This is a genomic window from Prevotella sp. CAG:592, from assembly GCF_000436015.1.
Classification (GTDB): domain Bacteria; phylum Bacteroidota; class Bacteroidia; order Bacteroidales; family Bacteroidaceae; genus Prevotella; species Prevotella pectinovora.
Map to the genome: position 1 here is coordinate 50,002 of NZ_FR892594.1, position 24,646 is coordinate 74,647.

Genomic DNA, 24,646 nt, shown 5'->3' on the forward strand with positions numbered 1-24,646 from the left:
GCTCTTCCGATTATCGAGACACAGGCAGGCGACGTTTCTGCTTATATTCCGACGAATGTGATTTCAATTACCGACGGACAGATTTATCTCGAGAGTGATCTCTTCAACCAGGGATTCCGACCAGCAATCAATGTCGGTATCTCCGTGAGCCGTGTTGGAGGTTCTGCACAGATAAAGAGCATGAAGAAAGTTGCCGGTACGCTGAAGATCGATATGGCCCAGTATAGAGAGCTTGAGGCATTCTCTAAATTTTCAAGTGACATGGACGCTGTGACATCCATGACTCTGGACAGAGGACGTAAGAATAACCAGTTGCTTATCCAGCCACAGTATAGTCCTATGACTGTTGGTGAGCAGGTAGCTATTCTTTATTGCGGTACTCATGGACTGATGCGTGATGTTCCAGTAGAGGATGTGAGGAAATGTCAGGATACATTCCTTGACAAACTTCGTTCTACACATCAGCAAGATGTCATAGACGTCCTTGCTTCAGGCGTTATAAATGATGATGTTTGCCATAAGATTGAGGAAGTAATGGCCGACATCTCCGGACAATATAAAAAGTAATTGCTTATGCCGTCACTAAAAGAAATTAAAGGTAGAATTTCTTCCGTCAACAGTACGCGCAAAATCACAAGTGCAATGAAAATGGTAGCATCTTCAAAACTTCATCATGCACAGCAGATGATAGAGAATATGCTTCCTTATGAAAATATGCTTGAGCGCATTCTCAAGACTTTTCTTGCCAGTGAGGCTGATGCACATACTGTTTTCAGCGAGGTTCGCCCGGTAAAGCGTATAGCACTCGTTGCATATTCGTCGAACAGCAGTCTTTGTGGTGGCTTTAATACAAATGTCGCGAAACTGCTACACTCTGTTGTAGAAGAGAACATGTCCTTGGGTAAAGAGAACATAGTTGTCTATCCGATAGGAAGAAAAGTTGCGGAACAGGCAAAGAAAATGGGATTGCCGATAGCTGGTGATTTCACAAGACTTGCCGAGAAGCCTAATGTCTCAGAATGTATAGAAATAGCTAAAGAACTTGGAAAGAAATTCGTTGAAGGCGAGATTGATCAAGTTGAGCTTCTATATCATCATTTCAAGAGTGCCGGTTCTCAAATATTGCAGCGCAAGACTTTCCTGCCTATTGACATTACTTCTGGTGTTGGACAAGACAACAACCGTGATCTCTCGCATAAGACCGTTACTGCAGAAATGCAAGCCTATCTGAAAGAGAATCAGAAGGAAGAGCAAAAGAAAGAAGAGCATGTGGCACCTCTGAATGACAATTTCATTGTAGAGCCAGACATGAGCACGGTTCTCAAGCTCCTGATTCCCAAGCTGGCGCATCTTATGCTGTATACGGCTCTGTTGGATAGTATAGCTTCCGAGCATGCAGCCCGTATGGTTGCCATGCAGACGGCAACGGACAATGCAGATGAATTGTTGCGAGAGTTGAATTTGCAATATAACAAGAGCAGACAGCAGGCCATTACTAATGAATTGTTGGATATTGTTGGTGGTTCTGTAAACAACTAATATGTTCAACATACCCGATGATTAAAATTTAAGCCGGACCATTTGTTTGAGTCCGGCTTAAATTTTTTATTACCAGCCAACTTCATTGGTTGGATAGAATAATCAGTTTGTCTATGTCATTTATTAAGCTTCTTCAGCAGAAGCTTGTTTATTGTCTGTATGTGTTTTCCCTGTTTCGTTATGTCTGTCCTTACTGCATAAATGTCATTGAACAAGTCACAAAAGGCGTTCTGCACCATATTGGGCTTTCTTCTGCTCTTGTCTGCTTCAGGATTTACAACAATTTTTATCCCTTTATGGTGTAAGGTTATGTCAATGTCTTTTCCTGCAATTACAGGGTCACCGTCGTAATGAATTACCCCTTCATTTTTCCTATGTACCAATATGTGGCTCGACTTGAAAGTCTTAACTTTCGGATTTTTGTTAATTGTCTTGTTGAACATGTCAATACTAATTTGAGGCGCATCAATCATGTCGAAAGGTTCCATTATAATAACGTCGAGCAATCCGTCACTCATCGAGGCTTGTGGGGCTATGTATGCATTGTTGCCATATTGTGAGGCATTGGCACACGACACGAGATAAGCACGCTTGTGTATTGTGCCTATCTCTTCGGCTTCAATAGTGTATTCCTCAGCCTCATATTTCAATCCGGACTTTAGAATGTTTTCAAGGTAAGTCACGGGGCCTCGTTTGCCTGCCTCGGCAAATCTCATGCTGATGTAAGCGTCAAACCCCATGCCACAAGTGCAGAAGAACGGATGGCCGTCAATTACTCCATAGTCAAGGTCGTGGGTCATGCATTTGTTGATAATCATTATGCATTTCTTTATGTCCATGGGTAGCATCAGATGCCGCGCCAGTCCGTTGCCCGAACCACACGGTATGATTCCCATAGCAGTATTTGTGTCGATGAGCGCCCTGCCTATCTCATTAATGGTTCCGTCTCCGCCTACAGCTACTACAACATCGCAATTATCCTCACAGGCTTTCCTCGCCAACAAGGTCGCATGTCCTGCGTATTCAGTATTCAAGATAGAGTAACTGAAGGTATCCTTGTCCAAATACTCGTCTATGAGCTTAGGTATGCCGGCCTTTTTTACTGTGCCGGATATGGGGTTCATTATAAAAGCAATCTTCTTCTGGGGCATAAATATAATGCTTTGGCTATATAATTTTGTTTTAACTTTGTAATATGCAAATATAGTAAATAATATCTTATTTATAGTTTGTAGCGCATTATTTTAATCCTAAATGAACATTTCTTTTGAAATAATGCTCTGTTTTACCTATTTTTCGTATCTTTGCAAGAAATATAAACAACAGTGGTTTATTACACCTATATTTATAATGGGACTTTTACAAGAGAAATACAAGAAATATCGTGAGCCTCAGAAGTATATGGAGGCTGGTATATACCCATATTTTCGTGAGATAACAGGAAAACAGGGTACTGTAGTACAGATGGATGGGCATGAGGTGCTCATGTTCGGCTCTAATGCATATACGGGACTTACAGGAGATCCTCGTGTGGAGGCAGCTGCAAAAGCTGCAATAGATCAGTATGGTACAGGATGCGCAGGCAGCCGTTTCCTTAACGGAACGCTTGACCTCCATGTGAAGTTGGAGAAAGAGCTTGCTGCTTATGAACACAAAGATGAGGCATTATGCTTCTCAACCGGATTTTTCGTCAATTCAGGAGTCCTCTCGGTCATCTGTGGCAGAGAAGACTATATAATTTGCGATGAGCGTGACCATGCCAGTATTGTAGATGGCAGGAGATTGTCTTTTGCCACTTGCTTGAAATACAAGCATAACGACATGGAAGACTTGGAGAAGCAGTTGAAGAAATGCCGTCCTGAAGCTGTCAAGCTCATTGTCGTTGACGGTGTGTTCTCTATGGAGGGCGATTTGGCTAATTTGCCAGAAATCATCAAACTGAAGCATAAATATAATGCTTCCGTAATGGTTGACGAAGCTCATGGTCTTGGTGTCTTCGGTAGTGAGGGACGTGGCGTGTGCGACCACTTTGGCGTAATTGACGACGTTGACCTGATTATGGGAACTTTCTCAAAGAGTCTTGCCAGCATCGGCGGATTTATCGCAGGCGACAAGGATACGATAAATTACCTGCGTCATGCCTGTAGAACTTATATATTCAGCGCATCCAACACACCTGCAGCTACAGCTGCGGCAATGGAGGCTTTGCATATTATAAGAAAAGAGCCAGAGAGAATCACTCGTCTATGGGATGTCACGAACTATGCTTTGAAGCGTTTCCGCGAGGAAGGATTTGAGATAGGAGAAACCGAGAGTCCGATTATCCCACTATATGTGCGTGATCCTTACAAGACATTCCTCGTTACGAAGTTGGCCTTCGATGCAGGAGTATTCATAAATCCTGTGATTCCTCCAGCTTGTGCTCCGCAAGACACGTTGGTACGTTTTGCTTTGATGGCAACACATACTAAGGAGCAAGTAGAGAAAGGCGTACAAGCTTTGAAGAAGATTTTTGTTGAACAAGGCATTATCAAATAATGCACTTCGATATTGACAAAATGGCAAGCATGAGGTTGCATTGAATAAACCCTCTTGCTTGCCATTGTTTTGTAAAATGTTGATATTGTGTGAAAAGCATGTAATCAAGACATGCCTGTGACATTACGGTTTACCACCATTAGGGTTACAGGTTTGTATCCATATTATAATCGGTAATAATGATATCTGTAAATAATATTGGTGTTGAGTTCGGGGTCAAGCCCCTTTTCAGTAACGTCAGCTTCGTTGTAAACGATAATGACAGGATAGCCCTTGTCGGTAAAAACGGCGCAGGCAAATCCACGTTGCTGAAAATTCTATACCGTCTGCAAAGTCCGACATCGGGCAATGTGTCTGTTTCGAGCGACACAACAATCGGCTATCTTCCTCAGGTGATGAATCTGAAGGATGACACCACTGTTCGCGAGGAGGCTTCTAAGGCATTTGCAGGAATAAGTTCGTTGAAAGCGGAACTTGACAGGCTTAATGCCGAACTTGCCCAGCGTGAAGATTATGAGAGCGAGAGCTATCTTGACCTTGTAGAACGGTTTACTGCCACTCATGACAAGTTGCAGATTCTAGGTGCAGACAACTGTGAGGCCAATCTTGAGAGGACTCTTTCCGGCTTAGGTTTCAAGCGTACGGATTTCGACAGACCCACCAAGGAGTTCAGTGGCGGTTGGCGTATGAGAATTGAGCTTGCGAAGATTCTTCTGCAGAAACCAGACGTGTTGTTGCTCGACGAGCCTACCAACCACCTCGACATCGAAAGTATCCAATGGCTTGAGCAGTTCCTTTCCCAAAGTGCGAAGTCTGTCGTGCTTGTGAGCCACGACCGCGCATTTCTTAATAATGTGACGAACAGGACTTTGGAAATCAGTTGCGGAAAGATAGCAGACTATAAGGTGAAGTATGACCAGTATGTGGAATTGCGCAAAGAGAGACGCGAGCAGCAGATACGTGCATACGAGAATCAGCAGAAAGAGATAGCTGATATCAAGGATTTTATCGAAAGGTTCCGTTACAAACCGACAAAGGCAGTACAGGTGCAGAGCAGAATAAAGCAGCTGGAGAAGATTGTTCCGATAGAAATAGACGAAGTTGACAATTCTTCAATGCATCTGAAATTTCCTCCCTGCATGAGAAGCGGCGACTATCCGGTCATATGCGAAGACGTGAGGAAGGATTATGGAGACCACATGGTTTTCGGCAATGTCAATCTTACAGTCAAGAGAGGAGAGAAAGTCGCTTTTGTCGGAAGGAATGGAGAGGGAAAGTCCACTCTCGTCAAATGTATCTTGAATGAGATTCCATATACCGGAACTCTCAAGATTGGCCATAACGTGCAGATTGGATATTTTGCACAGAACCAGGCCCAGATGCTTGACAACAGCCTTACCGTCTTCGACACGATTGACAGCGTGGCAAGAGGTGATGTGCGCTTGAGAATCAACGATATATTAGGCGCCTTCATGTTTGGCGGTGAAGCTTCAGAGAAGAAGGTTTCAGTTCTCAGCGGTGGAGAGAAGAGCAGACTGGCAATGATCCGCCTTCTGCTCGAGCCCGTAAACCTGTTGATTCTTGATGAGCCTACCAACCATCTCGACATGCGTTCAAAGGATGTGTTGAAGGAAGCGATAAAAGCTTTCGACGGTACAGCCATTGTCGTAAGCCACGACCGCGAGTTTCTGGATGGTCTGGTTACTAAAGTATATGAGTTCGGCAACGGAAAGGTGATAGAGCATATCGGAGGAATATATGATTTTCTTCAGAAACACCACACAGACAGCATTGATGCTGCCACCAACAATAATCCCTCTCCTGCCGCTTCTGATGCGAAGGCCGCTTCTGAACCCTCACAAGGCAAGCAGAACTATCTCGAACATAAGGAGCTGCAGAAGAAGCTCAACAAAATGAAGAAAGCCGTTGATAAAGCTGAATCCCAGATAGGGGAACTTGAGAAAAGACTCGGTGAGCTTGACGAATTGCTTCTGAAACCGGAAAACTCCTCAAATATGGAGATTGTTGAAGAATATACATCAATAAAGGCAAAGCTGGATGAAGAAGTGGACAATTGGGAGAAACTCTCTGAGGAATACGAGCAGCTTTCTTCCCAATAGTTAACTGTAATGAAAGTTTTATCACCGGATCTGCAATATATCAATCGAAATACAGTTATCAATTTAGTAACATAAATATTAAGACTATGAAAATTAAATCAATTATTCCTATTGTGGCATTGGCCACAGTATCGATGACCTCTGTGGCACAGAATCCGCATTCTCAGCAATTGCGTTCTGGTCTCGACATGTCCAACATGGACAACAGCGTCAAGCCACAAGACGACTTTTTCCATTACGCTTGTGGCGGTTGGATGAAGAAGAATCCGCTGCCAGCTGCTTATTCCCGTTATGGCAGCTTCGATGTGCTGGGCGAAGATAACAACAAGCGCATCAACGGTATTCTGCAGGAACTGCTTGAGAATACCTATAGTGAAGGCACCATTGAGAAGAAGCTCAGCGATTTGTATAAGCTTGCTATGAACGAGCAGCGCCGCAACGCAGATGGCGTTTCTCCACTCATGCCAATCCTGAAGAAGATGGAGAAGGCTAAGACCAAGGAGGCTTTGTTCAAGATTCAGCTGGAGCTTGTGCCTTATGGCGACAGCGAATTCATCGGCATGTATTTTGGAGCCGACGAGAAGAATGCCAAACAGAATATCCTGAACGTAGTGCAGAGCGGTACCACCCTCGGACAGAAAGAATATTACCTGGATACAGACTCGGCTACAACTGCAATAAGAGAGGCTTACAAGAAGCACATCGTAAGAATGTTCCAGATGTTCGGCTTCAATGCCAAGGCTGCCCAGAAGAAGATGGAGAACGTGATGCGTCTCGAAACTGAATTGGCTAAGGTGTCTAAGTCTAACACAGAACTTCGTGACCCTGAGGCTAACTACAACAAGATGGCTTTGTCTGAATTCATGGCAAAGTATCCTCATATCAATATTGACAAGGTGCTTGTCGCATCTGGCGTAGACCTGAATCTCGTGAAGGATCTGGTAGTGGGTCAGGTTGGCTTCGTGGCAGGTGCCGACAAACTCTTGTCTGCTATCACCCCTGATGAATACAGAGACTATATGGAGTGGGGCCAGATAATGAGTGCGGCTGCTTATTTGAGCGATGACGTAATTGCTGCAAACTTCGACTTCTTCGGCAAGACAATGAGTGGAAGAAAAGAAAACCATCCATTGTGGAAGCGTGCTACAAGCCAGGTGGAAAGCCAGATGGGCCAGGCTTTGGGCAAGATTTACGTGGAGAAATATTTCCCTGCTTCATCAAAGGAACGCATGAAGACTCTTGTACACAACTTGCAGATTGCCTTGGCAAAGCGCATCGAGGCTCAGGATTGGATGAGCGAGGAAACAAAGAAGAACGCCCTTGACAAGCTGAATGCCTTCTATGTGAAGATTGGCTATCCTGACAAGTGGATAGACATGAGCGACCTCAACATCGACCCGGCAAAGTCTTATTATTCAAATATCGAGGAGTGTCGCAGATTCTGGAACAAATGGGTTATCGCAACTAAGGTGGGCAAGCCAGTAGACAAGGATGAGTGGCAGATGTCTCCACAGACCGTCAATGCTTACTACAATCCTACGACCAACGAGATATGCTTCCCGGCCGGTATTCTGCAGGTTCCATTCTTCGACCCAACAGCCGACGACGCATTCAATTATGGAGCTATCGGTGTTGTAATCGGTCATGAAATGACTCACGGATTCGATGACCAGGGTCGTCATTATGACAAAGACGGCAACATGAAAGACTGGTGGACAGAAAACGACGGCAAGAATTTCAACGAGAGAGCTGACGGATACGCCAAGTTCTATTCTAACATCAAGGTATTGCCTGACCTGAACGCCAACGGCCGTTTCACTCTTGGTGAGAACCTTGCTGACCACGGAGGTCTGATGGTTGCCTACGAGGCATACAAGGAGGCTACGAAGAACAATCCTCTTCCTGTAATCGACGGTCTGACTGCAGACCAGCGCTTCTTCATCGCTTACTCTCAGGTGTGGGCAGCAAACATCACGGATGCTGAAATCAGAAACCGCACAAAGAGCGACCCACACTCTCTTGGCATGTGGCGTGTAAACGGTGCTCTGCCTCACATCAACATGTGGTATGACGCATTCAATGTGAAGCCTACAGACAAATTGTTCGTTCCTGCTGACCAGAGACTCAAACTTTGGTAATACAGGATTGATTTCGGTTTTAACTTAAATAAAATTGGTTTAGTTTAAAAGGCATACTGACCATTTGGTTTAAATCATCCATAAACGATCGAGTAGGAGGTAAACACTAATTTTAGGTGTTTACCTCCTATTTTCGGTATGTTCGGCCCGAGCATAAAAAATAGCCATAAGAAAGTATCTTTGTATACAGTCTTATGGCTATTGTTTTAGCTGTGTATATAAATGTTGTCTGTTTCGACGGGCTTGTAAATGTTTTCTTTACTGTCAGGTGACAAGATTGTAAATGTTGTCTTTGCGGTCCGATGACGGACTTGTCAGTTTATTCCCCTGTCGTTCAGCGCCTTGGTATATTTCCTTGCATTTTCCTTATGTTCCTCATAAGTCCTTGCAAAATTATGGGTGCCGCTGAAATCCTCTTTCGCACACATATACAGATAGTCGTGGTGTACATAATTCAGCACGGCGTCTATGCCTGCCACCGATGGTATTCTGATTGGCCCTGGCGGTAGACCTTTGTATTTGTATGTGTTATAAGGACTGTCAAAGGAGAGCATGTTGTGGTAGATGCGCTTGAGCTCGAATTTCTTGAGTGCGAACTTTACCGTGGGGTCAGCCTGCAGAGGCATGTCTCCCTTCAGCCTGTTGTAATACATTCCGGCGATCATCGGCTTTTCCTGGTCGTTGGCGGTTTCCTCGTCCACGATGCTTGCCATTGTGATTACTTCGATAGGGGAGAGACCCATGGCTTTCGCCTTGTTTTCTCTTTCAAACGACCAGAACTTCTTGTTCTCCTTCTGCATCTTGTCGAGAAACTTGTCTACGGAAATGTTCCAGTACACGGAGTAGGTGTTTGGTATGAACATAGCTGCGATGCTCTCCGGAGTGTAGCCGTATTTCCTGCATGTTGCCGTGTCGGAAACGGCTTTCAGGAAATCATCCTTTGAGAACATCAGTTTCTTTGAAACCTCGTCGGCCAGTTTGTCGAGAGTCCTTACCGAGGGGATTGTGAGGTTTACAGGCGACTGCAGTCCGTTCCTGAGCTTGCGGAACACGGTAAATGCTCCATTGCCTGTAGTCACTTCATACCTTCCAGGCCGTATCTTTTCGGCGAGGTCCCAATGGCGGGCAAGTGTGGTGAAAGCCATGTAGCCTCTGTCCGTTGAGATTTCCTTCACTTTCGCGTATACGGAGTCGATGTTGTCGTCGTCGTCAATATATACATACTGTGTTGAGGATTTTACCGACAGCGCAGAAAAGAAAAAATAGTAAACCAATCCTATTATTATCAGGAGGCATCCCAATGCAGACAGGATATACTTTTTTTGTGAAATAAATGATTTTGCCATGATTATATTTTTCAAATTCTGTCGAGTACGGTCTTTATCAAGTCGTCTATGTGCGACTTGTATCCGGTGTCAGCCTTCTGTGCCCTGCGGTTTGCAATCACCATGCAGCAAGTCGTAGCCTTGTGTCCCATCAGTTTTGACAGTCCGGCAAGTGCTGAACTCTCCATCTCGAAGTTTGTTATTCTGTCACCGTCGTATTCAAATTCTTCTATCTTCCTGTTCTGGTTGGGGTCAGCCAGAGGGAGTCTTAGTTGTCTTCCCTGCGGTCCGAAGAATCCTCCGCAGGCAATCGTTATTCCTCTCACCATGTCTTCGCCGGCTATTCTGTCCACGAGTTCTTTGTCGGCTTCAACCACGTATGGTGCAGGCTGACACATGTTTCCTGTCCATCCCATGTGGTTGAGGAATGCTTTTTCTATCTGCAGGTCACACACCGCATTTCTTCCGGCATAGAAGTTCAGCAGTCCGTCGAATCCCATGGATTTCTTTGAGCAGATGAAAGTTCCGGCAGGCGTGTTCTCCTGCAGTCCGCCACAGGTGCCTATTCTGACCATTGTCAGCTGTCTGAATTCATCCTTGTCGGTTCTTGTTCCAAAGTCGATGTTGGCGAGCGCGTCCAGCTCGTTCACCACGATGTCAATGTTGTCGCATCCGATGCCCGTAGAGAGAACGGTTATTCGTTTTCCTTTGTAGCTTCCGGTTATGGTGTGGAATTCTCTGCTTTCCACGTCGCATTCTTTTTCGTCGAAATGGCTTGCCACTAGTGCCACTCTTCCGGGGTCGCCCACGAGTATTACTTTGTCTGCCAGGAATTCCGGTTTGAGGTGCAGATGGAATACGCTTCCGTCGCTATTGATTATGAGTTCTGATTCTGGATAATACTTTTTCATGATAAAATCGTTTTAAGTTATACTTACATCTGTCATCTCTGCATATTCTGCAGGATTGCCATGCAATCTGTATATGATGCAAATTTACTACAGATTTTCTGCATTTCGAATTTTCTTCTCAAGATTTTTTTTCTGAATCATAATATTCTCTAAATCTTCTTCCATTTTCAGAATCGTCTTGCGGTCAACACCTTTTCCTTTGCTCCTGTAGCCTTTTCTGAGGGTAGGAAGTTTCTTCTCTATATCAGCCTGTCTGTCATTCAGCTGCATGAGTTTCAGGAACAGTCCTCTTGCCGTGTCCGACTTGAAGTCGTTTATGTCAGTATATACGGCATCGTCGTTTATAACGAATCTGAAGCCGTGTCTCGCTTTGTCGCTTGAGGTGTGGGTGTTCATTCTCCTGAGGCTTTCGTCGAGCAGTTTCCTGTCGTATTGTGTGTCTTTTATGCTGTGTAGCGTAGCCACGGATTTCAGTTTCTCTTCAGAGATGTTTTCATCGTCGCTCCATCTTTCGTCCGACGGTATGAAGGTATAGATGCACACTTTGCCGCTCTCCTGATGTCGGTCGGTCACGAGCCACCCCAGGGAGTCGATGTCGTCTACCACACACATATAATCGTTGAATTCCGAGTTGTAGGGCAGTCCCAGGTTTTCGGGCTTGTAGAATGTCTGCGTCTCCGTGTTGAGCCTTGAGATGAAGATGTCTCTCTTTCCGAACCCGTTTTTCTTGTTTATGGCACTGAAATAGAGCGTCACGCCGTCTGGCATAAGATAAGGATAGTCCACGTCTTTGAAATCATCAGCGAATTCCTCTATCGCTCTTACTGCCTTCCATTCGTTTCCGATTTTCTCTGCCATGAACAGCAGCGTGGAGTCCTTTGCCACGGTCTTGTTGTAGATGCACAAGTCATCGAATCCGTTGATGAATGCTGATGATGTATGGCTTGTCTGCGTGGCAGAATTGAAGATGTCTGTATATTTCCCTATCTGTCCGTATTCTTTTCTGAGCGGAATATGCTTTGCGAAGTTTTCTTTGTCTACCACCACGCTGTCTATCACCATCAGCTTTGCTGCCGACGGATAGAAGTCAGCTACCGCCAGCGCGTTCTGCTTCTGCGCCGGTTTGTTCTTCTGGTGCCTTTTCACCTGTGCGTCAGAAGGCTGTGCAGCCAATGAGAGCAGACTGCATAGGATTATGAAATTTCTTGTCCGTGCTTTCATATTGATTGAATCAGTATTTATTCGTTTTGTTTATCAGTATTGACCAAACGTTTTGCTTATTCGTATTTTATCGTCTTCACGGGGTTTATGTGCGACACTATGTAGCTTGGTCCTATGAACACGAGGAGGCATATTGCCAGGGTTGCCGCGTTTATGAGCAGGATCAATGGCGCGTTGATTTCCACGGGCACGTAGTCCACGTAATAGACTGATGCGTCGAGGCTCACGAATTTGGTGTATTTCTGCAGCGCCACGAGTCCCAGAGCGATGATGTCTCCCAGAATGAGTCCTCGCCCGATGACGAGGGCTGCAAACCAGATGAAGATGTTTCTCACCGACCTGTTTCTGCATCCCATAGCTTTCAGGGTGCCTATCATGCGTGTGCGCTCGAGTATGATGATGAGGAGTCCGGAAATTATCGTGATGCCCGACACGCAGATCATGAGTCCGAGGATTATCCACACGTTGAGGTCTAGCAGGTCGAGCCATGAGAAGATCTGCGGATACATTTCATATACGGTTTCCGACGAATATGTCTCTCCGTATTTGTCGCCCTGTCTGTTCACGTTCTTCACCAGATATCTGGCTGCTATCGGCACGTTGGCTATATCGTGTAGCTGCAGTTCCACTCCCGACACCTGCCCCTGGCTCCATCCGTTGAGCTTTACGGCAGAATAGAGGTCGCAGAAGCAGAGCGATTCGTCAAACTTCGTCATGTTGGTCTGATAGATACCAGCCACGGTATATCTTCTCACCCTTATGTCTCCGTTGTTTATGAAATAAGAGAACACCCTGTCGCCGGTCTTGAGCCTGAGTTTTGTGGCTATGTTTTTGGAAATCAGAATTTTGTTCCCGCTCGACTTGTCGCTGAATCTGGGTATGCTCCCTTCGGTCATGCAGGAGTGAATGAACGCCGTGTCGTAGTCGGCTGCAATTCCCTTGTATGCCACTCCCATGAAGTCGCTGTCCGTCTTCAGTATTCCCTGGGTCATGGCGAAGCTCTGCATGGATTTCAGCCCCGGTGTTTTCTTCAGCACGTTTCTGATGCTGTCAGAATAATCTATCGGCCTTTGCTCGCTGCCATGCAGGGAGACGAAGTTTGCCACCGTGGCGTGGGCTCCCAGTCCTGTCACTTTGTCTCGGATGGTGTGTTTGAAGCCCAGGATGACGCACACGCTGATTATCATCACGGCCAGTCCCAGAGCGACACCGGTCGTGGCGATATAGAGAGCAGGCTTGCTCACCTTGTTGTTTTCGCCTCTTTCAGAGTATAGCCTTCTGGCTATGAATAACGGGAAATTCATTCTTTATTCTTTTTCTTTCTTGTTTCAATCATCTTCTGCCCGGCCCGGATATTGCTCCAGTGCCTTGCGTAATACTATCAATGCCTTTCTCAGGTCCTCCCTGTTGAGCACGTAAGCTATTCTCACTTGGTTTCTGCCGGCTCCGGGTGTGGTGTAGAATCCGCTTGCAGGAGCCATCATCACGGTTTCGTTCTCGTAGCTGAACTCCTCCAGACACCAGCGGCAGAATTTCTCGCTGTCGTCCACGGGCAGTTTCGCCACAGTATAGAATGCTCCCATCGGTATCGGAGAATACACTCCCGGTATTCTATTCAGTCCGTCGATAAGGCATTTCCTCCTTTCCACGTATTCGTCGTAGACGTCGCGGCTGTATTCCTCCGGCGCGTCGAGCGAGGCTTCTGCCGCTATCTGTCCTATCAGCGGCGGAGAGAGGCGCGCCTGACAGAATTTCATCACAGCCTTTCTCACCTCCTTGTTTTTCGTTATCAGCGCTCCTATCCTGATGCCACACTCGCTGTATCTCTTGCTCACGGAGTCTATCAGCACCACATTCTGCTCTATTCCCTCCAGATGGCAGGCGCTGATGTATGGCGACCCTGTGTAGATATATTCTCTGTACACCTCGTCGGAGAAGAGATAGAGGTCGTGTTTCTTCACCATGTCTCTGATCTGGTTCATTTCGCGGCGTGTGTATAGATAGCCTGTGGGGTTGTTGGGGTTGCAGATCAGTATTGCCCTTGTCTTGGGGTTTATGAGCTCTTCGAATTTCTCCACTTTCGGCAGGCAGAACCCTTCTTCTATTGTGGTGGTTATGGTTCTGATTTTGGCTCCTGCCGATATAGCGAACGCCATGTAATTGGCATAAGCCGGTTCTGGCACTATTATCTCGTCGCCTGGGTTCAGACACGACATGAAGGCGAACAGCACGGCTTCGCTTCCTCCGCAGGTCACTATTATGTCGTCTGCCGTCACGCTGATGCCGTATTTCCTGTAGTAGCCCACGAGTTTCTCCCTGTAGCTTCGGTAGCCTTGCGAGGGCGAGTATTCCAGTATCTTCCTGTCCACGTGTTTTATCGCGTCAATTGCCACTTGCGGTGTAGGCAGGTCTGGCTGTCCGATGTTCAGGTGGTATACTTTGATTCCTCTTTTTTTTGCGTCTGCTGCCAGGGGCGCCAGCTTTCTGATTGGCGACTCCGGCATTTCCAGTCCGCGTTCTGATATTTGTGGCATTTGTTGTATTGTTTTGTTCTATTGTTCTTTATCGTATTGTGTCTGTGTGGGTATAGCTTCCCGGTTGGAGGCGTTCCCCGAGACATTCCGGTTGAGGTGAGTTCCACATGGCTTCTTGTTTGAAGAAGTACTACAAGACTCCTTAGTTGAAGAAGTTCCACGAGAGTCCGAATCTCAGCACCCTCTTGTTGATGGGGTAGTGTGGTGTGAGGAAGGCGTTTCCGTCAGTTGCGTTCACGTGGCTCATCATTATGAAGAAGCGGGTCTGCTTCAGGTGCATGTTGGCATAAACGTTCACGATGGGGTAGGAGCCTGTCTTCACGTTATGCTCTCCGTTGTCCTGAATGGTGAATTGTCCGAGTGCCGGACTGTAGTCTGGTGCGAAATATTTGGTGAAATATCTCATGTCAGCTCCGAGGTCCACCTTCAACACCTTCGCTATCTTGAATCTCAGATATAGGTTGGTGTAGAGGTTTAGCTCCGGCACGGGCAGCACGTTCTGGTTGCTCGACTTCTGGTAGGTCACGTTGTTCTCCCAGAACACGGGTCCGAACCTGAAGTTCTGGTCGAGCTGCAAGGTGAGCAGCGTTATGTTTCCTGCGTGCTGCAGCGGCTCCACGGTGTTTCCCGTGCGTCCGTAGCCTTCGGTTATCGTGTATCGCTGTGCGAAATACGCGTAGTTCTTGATGTCGCTGAACGCCACTCTGAGCCTTGTCTTTGTGCGGCTGAAGGTGAGCACACCCTCGAGGTTGGCCCTCGTTTCCTTGTCAAGCGTCTTGTCCCACCACAGGTGTCTTGAGTGATAGTGCCTGTAGTAGAACGTGGGCACAAGTCTTTCCAGTCCTGCCTTGGCGTCGATTTTCAGCGTGTCGCCCAGTAGCGGCAGCCTCAGGTCGGTCTGTCCGTTGAGCTTGAGTTGTCCTGCGTCTGTTCCTGTGAGCGTTGCCTCAGCCGTGGCGTTGAAGCGGAAGCTGCCCTGTGTCTTGTTCATCTGCGCCCCTATGCTCAGGTTGTGCTCGTTGTATGAGTCGGTGCCCATTGTGGGTGCGGGGAGCGAGAAATGGCGCAGTTCCGAGGTGGCGAATATCTTGAGTCCCGCCTTTGCCCATTTGTTGAATCCCTCGAGCATTGCAATCGCCAGGGTGTTCTTCAGCGAGTAGTGGCGCGTCTTGTCGTAGATGGAGTCGCCGCCCAGTCTGAGGTCCATGTCATAGGTGTCGGCATAGAAGTCTGTTGGTGTCTGGTAAGCCTGGTAAATCCTCCTGTAGTTGTCGAAGCTGAGTGTGTGGATGAAGCTCGTTACAGGCACGTATTCATCTTTCATCCATTGCTCCTCCTGCTGCCTCTTAGCCTCCAGAGCTGACAGACTGTCGGCTGCCGCCTTTCCGTCCACGGTGATTCTGTCAGCCGCCGGGTTGCCTTTTTTCTCCTCGTAGGGCTCGTCGCCTGCTATGGTGGAGTTTTCGGGGCGTCCGAATGTCTTGTCGTCATTGTTCCTGCCTTGTGAGAGTCTGCCGTCCTTAGCTCCGTTGTTTTCCCTTTCTTCGTTTTCCTTCTTCGATTCGATGGCGAATTTCCTTGCCTGAATCTCGCTTTCGGTCATTTTCACCTTGCGGCTGAAGCCCACGTTGTAGCGGTGGGAGAAGAAGATGTGCTGGTTGTCGTTTCTGTTCCAGTTCTGCTCGAGCACGGTCGGTATCTCGTTCTCGCTGAAGTCGTCGTCGAACATCTCCGGATGGGTTATATAGCGGTCGTCTGTGATTCCTCCGTTTTCCGTCACTTTCTGGTGGTTGAGCGAGAAGAGCAGGTGTGCGTTGTATCTCTCTCCGAGGTATGAGGCATACATGGAGTAGTTGAAGTGTGAGGTACTCTGGTTCTGGTAGTAGCCGCGGCCGTAGATATAGTCGAACTTAAAGCCTGCCCCGAAGTCTTTTCCGGCATTCACGGCAAAGAGAGCCTTGAGGTGATCTTCTCCGTTCGACCTGTCGCCGCACTCGTTGTAGCTGATGTTTGTGATGGGGGATAGGGTGTTGGTGAAGAGGAACTGGCCCACGGGCTTGTTGAAGAAGCTGTAAGGCTGTGTGAAGAGGAACTGTCCTGCCGTTGGGTTGTCTATGAAGATACGGTTGTAGCGGGGGGCTCCCAGGTTGCCCGTGGTGTTGTATTCGCCACGGAGTCCTGAGGTGAAGATGGTGTTCATGAACATGTGTGAGGCGGTGTCGGGCGTGCAGGAAGTCCTGTCGCCGAATCTCTCGTCCACGGTCCATACGCTCAGTCCCTTGGGCACTATCTTGTCCTTCACTTTCGTCGAGTCCTTCCTTCCTCCGAAGTTGTATGCCGGGTCGTCCGTGGCGTTGTCGTTGTCAGTTATCCTGTGCAGATCTTGCGCCTGTGCCGTCAGGAAGGCGCACGACAGCAGAAGGGCGGGGAGTATTCTTTTCAATTTCATTTCACCAGTCTGATTACGCATTCACACATTTTGAAGGCCATGGCTCCGAGTACGATCACGATTCCAATCTCTTCGTTCTTGAAGAAATAGCAGAGCATTCCGACCACTGCCCCTATGATGAAAATTATGTTGAGGATGTTTCTGAGCATGAAGAACTTGCCCCTGCCTTGGGCTCTTCTGTGCCTTCTGGTGGGGAATCCGTTGCCGGTTTCGTTGTTGATTTCGTTGTTGACTATATTATTGTCCATATTGCTTATTGGAATATGTTTGAAATGTTGTTTGTATGCCTGAGCCATCGAGATTGCCTGTCTTCCTGTATTCCTATGGCATACAGGGCTTTGGGGGTTTGTGGGATTCCAAGTGCAGCCTCGTGGCGCCGGTCTGCTTTCTGCAGCTCTTTATATAATGCAAAGATAAGCATAATTTTTGAGAAAAACAAATATATTCCCCGTCGGTTAGTTAATTCTTGTTTAGCATGACTTGTAGGGGCGTCTGCTGTTGTTGTTCATATAAACCCAAATCGGTCATTAGGCCGTTTAATGTCATATTTTACAACTGCTTGCAGTCTTTTGCTTTTTATAAGGTGTCTTTTGCCTGTTTTTAATTCGCAATAGCTCGCTATTACTCATTAAAAGCCAAACAAAATCCACTCTTCTAAAAAGCAAAATACAAGCAAGCCCTAATGACCGCTTTGGGATAAAAAGAGGTGTTTTGTGGTCAGCCAATCTGTTGTTTGCATTCTCTGTCCCGCCGTTTTGCGCTTCTGTTCCGCCGCTTTCTGCTTCCGTTTCGCCTCGTATGCCGCCATCAGCCTTTCGTATTCCATTTTCTTTCCCTCATATTCCCGTCGCATCTCGTCTTTCAGCGGTTTGGCGAGCTGTCGGCAGAAGTTCAGGTCGCCTTTCGACGAACCGGCATTGGCAAAGAGTATGTTGTATAGCGGAGCATACACCTTCCTGCCGTCGTATAGTCCGTAAACTCCCGAGGGCATGTCCGGCGTTCCGCTTGCCGCTCCGATGAGCCCCGAAACGATGTTCAGAGTTCCGATTATCATCTTGTCGCGGCTCACCACGTCGTCGTGTAGCTGCATGATTCTATTGAGTTGATAATTGCACATCTTGAAGAAAGCGTTGCCCAGTATCATATACGCCTCGGCATCCTTGTCATCGATGGCGAGAGCATATTCTATGCTTGTAGCAGCATTTGAGTACTTGTCGAAATTGTTCTGTTCTATGGCGAGGATTTTCCAAAGTCCTGTGTTGAAGGGGTCTTTGTCTATCAGCCTCTCCATTATCTCCGCTCCCTCTTCGTATTTCCTTTCAGCGAAAGCCATGCGAGCCTTCATCCTGAGATAGTCATTGCTGCTTTTGTCTCTGTCCAGTTCCAGATAGTGCTTCGCCTGCTTCGTCATACCGTAGTCAAGCAACAGGTTGCAGGCTTCAGCAGGCAGGTCAAGCAGGTCTTCGTCTTCAAGATACGTCAGAGCCTTGTCAAGCGCCATTATCGCCTTCTCTTTCTTCTCCGTGAAGATATAATATTCGGCGATGAGCAGAGCATAGTTAAGGTCGTTGCATTCTGTGATTTTCTCTATACATTCCTTTGCTTTCTCCTTGTCTTTCTTCACCATTATATAATATCTGGCGAGCACGATCTTTGGAGCCGTGGCGTCGGGGTATAAAGAAGCTGCATACTCGGCAGTCTCCTTTGCGTCAGCCAGTTTGCCTTTCTCGAAATAATATTCCGCGATGTCGGCCAACTCCTCGGAGCCGAGTATGCAACTTTTACCTTCCCTCTTGCTTGTTTCGTAGAGGTTAAGGTTGGTTTTGAATTCTTCAGAATTATAATAATTGTCTATGCTTCCTGCCATTATTTCTTGTCTGCCATTTTGGCCCAGGTGTCTTTCAGACCCACAGTCTTGTTGAACACAAGGTGGTCGGCTGTAGAGTTCTTGTCGGCCATGAAATAACCGATTCTCTGGAACTGCAGATACTCTCCGGCTTTCTTCTCAGCCGCAAAGTCCTCAACATAACAGTTTGTCCTTATCTTCAGAGAGTCCTCGTTGATGAGATCCCTGAAGTCGCATTCTTCGGCAGAAGGGTTCTCTATTTTGAACAGACGGTCGTATTCTCTCACCTCTGCCTTCTTGCAGTGGTCCACGCTTACCCAGTGGAGTGTGCCCTTCACCTTTCTGTTTGCTCCCTCCATTCCGCTCTTGCTCGTAGGATCGTATTCAGCCTGTATTTCTATGATGTTTCCTTCTTCGTCCTTCGTGCATCCAGTACACTTCACGATATAGGCGTTTTTCAGTCTCACTTCCTTGCCGGGAGTCATACGGAAGAATTTCTTCGGTGCGTCTTCCATGAAGTCTTCGCGTTCTATCCACAGGTTGCGGCTGAATGTGATGTAGTGCTTTCCGTCTGCCTCGTTCTCAGGGTTGTTGATTGCCTCCATCTCTTCAGTCATGTCTTCAGGATAGTTGGTGATGACGAGTTTCACGGGATTCAGCACAGCCGACACTCGTGTAGCCTTTGCGTTGAGGTCTTCGCGCACGGCAGCTTCGAGCAGCGCCATGTCGTTCAGTGCGTCAAACTTGGTGTATCCGATGCTGTCGATAAACTTGCGCACGCTCTCCGGCGAGTATCCGCGTCGGCGCATTCCGCAGAGGGTAGGCATACGTGGGTCGTCCCATCCGTCAACGAGATGCTCGTCAACCAGCGCATGCAGTTTTCTCTTGCTCATCACCGTGTATGTCAGGTTGAGTCGGTTGAACTCTATCTGTCTGGGGCGGAAATCATGGATGTTGTCTCCCTCTCCCTCGTAGACCTTAAGTTCGTCGATGAACTTGTCGTAGAGTGGACGATGAGGCACGAACTCCAGTGTACAGATAGAGTGTGTCACGCCTTCGAAATAGTCGCTCTGTCCGTGTGCGAAGTCATACATCGGATAAGCATGCCATTTCGTTCCTGTGCGGTGGTGAGGCGTCTGTATGATTCTATACATGATAGGGTCGCGGAAGTGCATGTTCGGGTTTGCCATGTCGAGCTTTGCGCGCAAAACCATCGAACCCTCCACAGCCTCCGGGGTGTTCATCTTGTTGAACAGTTCCAGGCTTTCCTCCACAGGTCTGTTTCTGTATGGCGACTCCACTCCAGCCTGTGTCGGCGTGCCTTTCTGCTCGGCAATCTGCTCGCTTGTCTGTTCGTCTATGTATGCCTTTCCGTTTTCAATCATCCATACGGCGAAGTCCCATAGTTTCTGGAAATAGTCAGAGGCGTAATATATGTTTCCCCATTTGAATCCGAGCCACTGTATGTCGTTCAGGATAGAGTCCACGTATTCCGTGTCCTCTTTGCTTGGGTTAGTGTCGTCGAAGCGCAGGTTGCACACTCCGTTGTATTTCTCTGCCACACCGAAGTCCATGCAGATGGCTTTGGCGTGTCCTATGTGCAGATATCCGTTAGGCTCTGGTGGGAAACGTGTTTGTATTCTTTTGGCGTTCTTTCCTTCTTCGAGGTCTTTCTCGACCAACTGTTCCACGAAGCTGAGGCTCTTTTTCTCCTCGCTCTTTATTTCTTCTGAATTTGCCATGATTCTTATTGTCTTTTGTTACCTATTTTAATCTAAATACAAAGTTACTGAATTTCGCTATATCTGCAAAATAATCAGCTTTGTTTTCACAGTCCTTTTGCTCTCAGTTCCGTTCTTGCCTGTTCCAGGGCTTTTGTCCAATAGGTGTCGAGCGAGAATTTCGTGATGTAGCCTTCGGTCCTGATGTATGCCTCCACGAGGTCGAGGTCCATGTCGTTGAAGCGTGGATTCTGCAGAGATGCCGTCTTGAAGAGTTCTCCCACTTCAGCCTTTGCCTTTTTGTTTTTCGCCTCTCCCAGTTTCTTGATATAGAGGTTCACGAAGTCGTACATGGCGTAAGCTTCATAGTCCAGGGTCTTGACGGTGCTGTCGGGCATCACCTCGTTCATCTTCATTGCCATATACACGAGAGCGTCCACTTTGAATGTCGCCACCTTGCGTGTCTGCAGATCCTTCGATTCGTCGTTAGCCACGTCCTGCGAGAGCTTCATTATTTCCTTGTATACTTTCTGGCTGTATGCTCCCTGTGTCATGGTGAGAGCCATCAGCAGTATGATGATTATTCTTTTCATGCTTTTATTTGTTTTGATGTTTCGTTTCCGTTATTGCTTATTCGCCGTTTCCGTCAGTTTGCCTGTCGCTTTGCCGGCATTGCCCGTCAGCTGGCTCACTCTGCTGCGGTTTTTGTTTATGAAGTCCTTCCATCCCCTGTAGTTCACTTCCGTTTCCGGTCTTCCAGCCTGCAGGAAGTGGCAGTATGCGGCAGCCAGAGCATCCGTGGCATCCATAAACGGCACCTTGTCTTTCTCCTTTATTCCCAGCAGCCTGAACAGCATTCCCGCCACTTGTTCCTTTGATGCCTGTCCTTGTCCGGTTATTGCCATCTTTATTTTCAGCGGTGCGTATTCGTGTATCGGCACGCTGTGGTGTATTGCTGCCGCTATCGCCACTCCTTGTGCTCTGCCGAGCTTCAGCATCGACTGCACGTTCTTTCCGAAGAAAGGTGCTTCGATTGCCATCTCGTCGGGCAGGAACTCGTCTATTATCCCCGTCACCCGTTCGAATATCCTTCCGAGTCTCAGGTATGGGTCGCTTTCCTTCCGCATGTCGATCACTCCCATTGCCATCATCGAAGCCTTGTTGCCCGCCACCTTCAGAAGTCCGTAGCCCATCACGTTGGTTCCGGGGTCAATGCCGAGTATTATCTTTTCTGAAGCCATAGTCTTCCTTCCGGGTTATTTGAAGTATGGGTTGTGTGCGGTTTCAAATCCCATGGTTGTCTGTTCTCCGTGTCCGGGCAGTATGATGCAGTCGGCAGGCAGCAGCGAACTGAGTTTTTTCAGGCTCTTCATCATGTCCTGGTAGCTGCCCAGCTGGAAGTCAGTCCTGCCGATGCTGAGTCTGAACAGCGTGTCGCCGGTGAAAGCCACATTCTCGTCCTTTGAATACAGCACTACCGACCCCGGCGAGTGGCCTGGTGTGGAGATCACGTCGAGGGCGTGGTTGCCAAACTTTATCACTTCTCCTTCGTCGAAGTAGTTTTTCACTTCCGCAGGCTCTTCGCGATACGTCATTCCTATCAATGCGCTTGCCTGTGCCGGAAGGTTCTCGATCAGCTGGCTGTCGTGTATGCTCACTTCCGGTTTCAGCCCATAGGTGTCTTCCGCGAATCTGTTGCCGAAGTTGTGGTCTATGTGTCCGTGTGTGCTGACCAGCCTTTTAGGTGTCAGACCGTTGTCGCTGATGTATCTTTCCATCGCCTTGCGTTCCTCGGGGTGTAGCGCTCCGCAGTCTATGATGACACACTCCTTGGTGTCGTCGCTCACCACGTAGCAGTTCTCCTGGAACATGTTGCATTCAAATCTCTGTATGTTCAGCATCTTGATTCCTGTTTAAATGGTTCTTCTTCTGATGGCGGTTGCATTGAAGTCAGTCTCTTCCATAAGTCTCCTTTCTGCCGGTTTCAGTTTCCTGACCTTCAATCCCAATGTCTATCCCACCGGCACGTAGATAACGAATTTTTCCTTGAACCAATCCTCGTCAAACCAGTTTGTTATCTCTGTAGCTTCTGCAATCTTCTTGAAAGGGCGCATTTCGCCTTCCACGTTGCCGCCTTTCAGACATATCACTCCGTTGGGCAGAGAGTTGCGTTGCTCTTTGCCGACGTTCTTCTTCACGATTTTCATGAGGTCGGGCAGCGGCATCACGGCACGGCTCACCACGAAGTCGTATTTTCCTTTCTCCTCTTCACCTCTGAGATGCACGGCTTCCACGTTTTCCAGTCCTATAGCCGTTGCCACTTCGTTCACCACGCGTATCTTCTTCCCCGTTCCGTCAATCATCTTGAATTGCGTTTCCGGGAACAGTATCGCCAGCGGTATGCCTGGGAATCCGCCTCCTGTGCCGAAGTCGAGAATCCTGGTGCCCGGTCTGAACGATACCGCCTTTGCTATTGCCAGCGAGTGCAGCACGTGGTGCAGATACAGGTTGTCTATGTCTTTCCGCGAGATTACGTTTATTTTCTCATTCCAGTCTTTATACAGGTCGAAGAGAGCTGCGAACTGCTGCTTCTGCTTGTCTGTGAGGTCGGTGAAATATTTCAGTATTTCTTCCATCGTTTTGTTTCTTGGGGGTTAAGTTATCTGTTTTTATTGTTTTAGACCAACGTCGTTCTCTGCTGTGTCTGGCTTGTAGTGTTCGGCCATATTGAGGTGACGCGTCTTTTGTTGTTATTTTATTGTAGTCATAGTGTTTGCGTGTGGTATATGGTGCAGCTTATCTTATGCAAAGATAATGCAAGGCGAGTGGAGAACGAAATGAATGTATTCATTTCTTATCCAGAGCCGTAGCTTATCTTATGCAAAGATAATGCAAGGCGAGTGGAGAACGAAATGAATGTATTCATTTCTTATCCAGAGCCGTAGCTTATCTTATGCAAAGATAATTATAATTATTGAAATGTGCAAATACTTACACTCTCTATCTTGTGCGAGAACAGGTCTTGGGTTTCTGTTTTCCGGATATCCGCCAATATGTGGGGACTTCATTTTTTTATTGCGTTTCATGGTGTTCTTTTTGTGTAGTTCTTTGTTTCTGATCCGGTCGGTTTTTCATGTCAATATGAGTGTTTGCATCTTGTAAACCATTGGTTTCTGTCTCTTCAGTCGCCGCTTTACTCCTGTCCGTCAGTTTCCTGCATTAGCGATGAACCCCGAAACGATGTTCAGCGTTCCGGTCAGCACCTTGTCGCGGTTCACCACGTCGTCGTGTAGCTGCATGATTTTCTTGGGCAGGGGATGGATGTCTGCCACATCCAACTTATAGGAGAATGTATAGCCGTTAAAAAGTCTTTACAAAATTGTCCCACTTGTCCCAATGTCCCATTGTCCCAACAGGAAATGGTGTTTTTGTCTAAGTTATTATATATCAATATATTATCTTTTTTATTACATTTATTTTTTGTTATATGGGACAATGGGACATTGGGACAAGTGGGACAAGTGGTACAATTTTGTAAAGAGTTTTACTCTCTTTTCCCTCTTTCCCTTGCCATCTCTTTGAGGTCCACATTAACGATCTCTCTTGTCATTATAGCTATATTATTTTCAAGAACAGGGAAGGAGCTCTGTCGTATCCAACTTGTCGGAGATGTATAGTCATTAGAAAAAGCTTTACAAAATTGTCTCAATTGTCTCACTGTCTCATTGTCTCAAGTGGAATTGGTTATTTTGTCTAAGTTGTTATATATCAATATATTATCTTTTTTATTACAATTATTATTCATTTTATGAGACGTTGAGACATTGAGACAATTGAGACAATTGAGATGTTGTTGGGGTAGGGTGTGTTGGTGGTGATAAACGAAAAAGAGGCATTTACTTATGTAAACACCTCTTGGATTTAAATTCTTAGTGACTCCGACAGGATTCAAACCTGTAACCTTCTGATCCGTAGTCAGATGCTCTATTCAGTTGAGCTACGGAGCCATATTTCTGAATTGCGAGAGCAAAGGTATGGAACTTTTTTGAATCTGCAAAATTTTTGAGTGTTTTTTTGAGATTTATTTCGATTTTTCTTTGTTTCCCCTCGTCTGAAAGCTTTTTCTCCTTGTTTTTTCCCAGGAAAGTAGCTAAAATGTGATGATTCCCCCGATTGCTAAAATTCACAAAAGCCAAACAAAAATCCACTCTTCTAAAACATCAAGATCCAAACAATCCCCAATGACCGATTTATGATAAACCGAAAAGACTGAATCCTGTCTTTATGAGACGAGGACTCAGTCT

The 24,646-nt window shown here is 46.9% G+C and carries 19 protein-coding genes, 1 tRNA gene and 1 pseudogene; 5 read left to right on the top strand and 16 right to left on the bottom strand.

The annotated features are described in order from the left end of the window. Together QVO99_RS07450 and QVO99_RS07455 are read left to right on the top strand one after the other, a co-directional pair. Nucleotides 1–567, top strand: a pseudogene (locus QVO99_RS07450) (F0F1 ATP synthase subunit alpha); the annotation flags it as partial. Nucleotides 568–573: 6 nt separating this feature from the next. Further along, on the top strand, nt 574–1,539 hold the full coding sequence (locus QVO99_RS07455) for a F0F1 ATP synthase subunit gamma (protein ID WP_022316986.1): 966 nt from the start codon (nt 574–576) through the stop codon (nt 1,537–1,539). Nucleotides 1,540–1,655: 116 nt separating this feature from the next. Here the strand turns inward: QVO99_RS07455 and QVO99_RS07460 are convergent, their stop codons facing one another. After that, nucleotides 1,656–2,690 (bottom strand): diacylglycerol/lipid kinase family protein, encoded by a 1,035-nt coding sequence (locus tag QVO99_RS07460; RefSeq protein WP_022316987.1) that lies wholly within the window; start codon nt 2,688–2,690, stop codon nt 1,656–1,658. A gap of 199 nt (nt 2,691–2,889) precedes the next feature. On the opposite strand from QVO99_RS07460, the gene spt reads away from it, so the two are divergent. The 3 genes from spt to QVO99_RS07475 all read left to right on the top strand — a co-directional run bounded on the left by spt (nt 2,890) and on the right by QVO99_RS07475 (nt 8,335). Then, on the top strand, nt 2,890–4,077 hold the full coding sequence (gene spt, locus QVO99_RS07465; RefSeq protein WP_044064849.1) for a serine palmitoyltransferase: 1,188 nt from the start codon (nt 2,890–2,892) through the stop codon (nt 4,075–4,077). A 179-nt stretch (nt 4,078–4,256) separates the two neighbouring features. Further along, nucleotides 4,257–6,197 carry an ABC-F family ATP-binding cassette domain-containing protein gene (locus QVO99_RS07470; RefSeq protein WP_022316989.1) on the top strand — a complete coding sequence of 647 codons (1,941 nt, stop codon included), beginning with the start codon at nt 4,257–4,259 and terminating at the stop codon, nt 6,195–6,197. An 86-nt stretch (nt 6,198–6,283) separates the two neighbouring features. Continuing rightward, nucleotides 6,284–8,335 (top strand): M13 family metallopeptidase, encoded by a 2,052-nt coding sequence (locus QVO99_RS07475; protein WP_022316990.1) that lies wholly within the window; start codon nt 6,284–6,286, stop codon nt 8,333–8,335. 314 nt (nt 8,336–8,649) lie between these two features. Here QVO99_RS07475 and mltG read toward each other — a convergent pair whose 3' ends face one another. The 15 genes from mltG to QVO99_RS07550 all read right to left on the bottom strand — a co-directional run bounded on the left by mltG (nt 8,650) and on the right by QVO99_RS07550 (nt 24,349). After that, nucleotides 8,650–9,681 carry an endolytic transglycosylase MltG gene (gene mltG, locus QVO99_RS07480; protein WP_022316991.1) on the bottom strand — a complete coding sequence of 344 codons (1,032 nt, stop codon included), beginning with the start codon at nt 9,679–9,681 and terminating at the stop codon, nt 8,650–8,652. Between the two features lie 11 nt (nt 9,682–9,692). Beyond that, nucleotides 9,693–10,571 (bottom strand): nucleoside phosphorylase, encoded by an 879-nt coding sequence (locus tag QVO99_RS07485; RefSeq protein ID WP_022316992.1) that lies wholly within the window; start codon nt 10,569–10,571, stop codon nt 9,693–9,695. An 87-nt stretch (nt 10,572–10,658) separates the two neighbouring features. Further along, nucleotides 10,659–11,792: a hypothetical protein gene (locus QVO99_RS07490; RefSeq protein WP_022316993.1), complete on the bottom strand. Its 1,134-nt coding sequence runs from the start codon at nt 11,790–11,792 to the stop codon at nt 10,659–10,661. A 56-nt stretch (nt 11,793–11,848) separates the two neighbouring features. After that, nucleotides 11,849–13,096, bottom strand: a complete 1,248-nt coding sequence (locus tag QVO99_RS07495; RefSeq protein WP_022316994.1) for an ABC transporter permease — start codon at nt 13,094–13,096, stop codon at nt 11,849–11,851. A gap of 24 nt (nt 13,097–13,120) precedes the next feature. Further along, entirely contained in the window at nt 13,121–14,326 is a 1,206-nt protein-coding gene (locus QVO99_RS07500) for a pyridoxal phosphate-dependent aminotransferase (protein WP_022316995.1), read from the bottom strand. A 142-nt stretch (nt 14,327–14,468) separates the two neighbouring features. Continuing rightward, nucleotides 14,469–16,775, bottom strand: a complete 2,307-nt coding sequence (locus QVO99_RS07505; protein ID WP_022316996.1) for a putative porin — start codon at nt 16,773–16,775, stop codon at nt 14,469–14,471. After that, entirely contained in the window at nt 16,772–17,023 is a 252-nt protein-coding gene (locus QVO99_RS07510; protein WP_022316997.1) for a hypothetical protein, read from the bottom strand. The genes QVO99_RS07505 and QVO99_RS07510 overlap by 4 nt, the downstream gene beginning before the upstream one ends. A 431-nt stretch (nt 17,024–17,454) precedes the next feature. Then, a complete protein-coding gene (locus tag QVO99_RS07515) occupies nt 17,455–18,642 on the bottom strand; it encodes a DUF3987 domain-containing protein (RefSeq protein WP_022316999.1) in 1,188 nt (395 codons plus the stop codon). Next, complete coding sequence (locus tag QVO99_RS07520) at nt 18,642–20,363, bottom strand: glutamine--tRNA ligase/YqeY domain fusion protein (protein WP_022317000.1); 1,722 nt, start codon at nt 20,361–20,363, stop codon at nt 18,642–18,644. Before QVO99_RS07520 ends, QVO99_RS07515 begins: the two co-directional genes overlap by 1 nt. 86 nt (nt 20,364–20,449) lie before the next feature. Continuing rightward, nucleotides 20,450–20,935: a hypothetical protein gene (locus QVO99_RS07525; RefSeq protein ID WP_022317001.1), complete on the bottom strand. Its 486-nt coding sequence runs from the start codon at nt 20,933–20,935 to the stop codon at nt 20,450–20,452. Between the two features lie 30 nt (nt 20,936–20,965). Continuing rightward, the gene (ruvC, locus tag QVO99_RS07530) at nt 20,966–21,583 is read right to left on the bottom strand and encodes a crossover junction endodeoxyribonuclease RuvC (protein ID WP_022317002.1); all 618 of its coding nucleotides are present in this window, start codon (nt 21,581–21,583) and stop codon (nt 20,966–20,968) included. A 15-nt stretch (nt 21,584–21,598) separates the two neighbouring features. Continuing rightward, nucleotides 21,599–22,243, bottom strand: a complete 645-nt coding sequence (locus tag QVO99_RS07535) for an MBL fold metallo-hydrolase (protein WP_022317003.1) — start codon at nt 22,241–22,243, stop codon at nt 21,599–21,601. Between the two features lie 111 nt (nt 22,244–22,354). Beyond that, nucleotides 22,355–22,978: a 16S rRNA (guanine(527)-N(7))-methyltransferase RsmG gene (gene rsmG / locus QVO99_RS07540; protein ID WP_022317004.1), complete on the bottom strand. Its 624-nt coding sequence runs from the start codon at nt 22,976–22,978 to the stop codon at nt 22,355–22,357. A 570-nt stretch (nt 22,979–23,548) separates the two neighbouring features. Then, nucleotides 23,549–23,674, bottom strand: coding sequence for a hypothetical protein (locus QVO99_RS07545; RefSeq protein ID WP_022317005.1), 126 nt, complete (start codon nt 23,672–23,674; stop codon nt 23,549–23,551). Between the two features lie 601 nt (nt 23,675–24,275). Further along, a tRNA-Arg gene (locus QVO99_RS07550) sits at nt 24,276–24,349 on the bottom strand. Between the last annotated feature and the right edge of the window lie 297 nt (nt 24,350–24,646).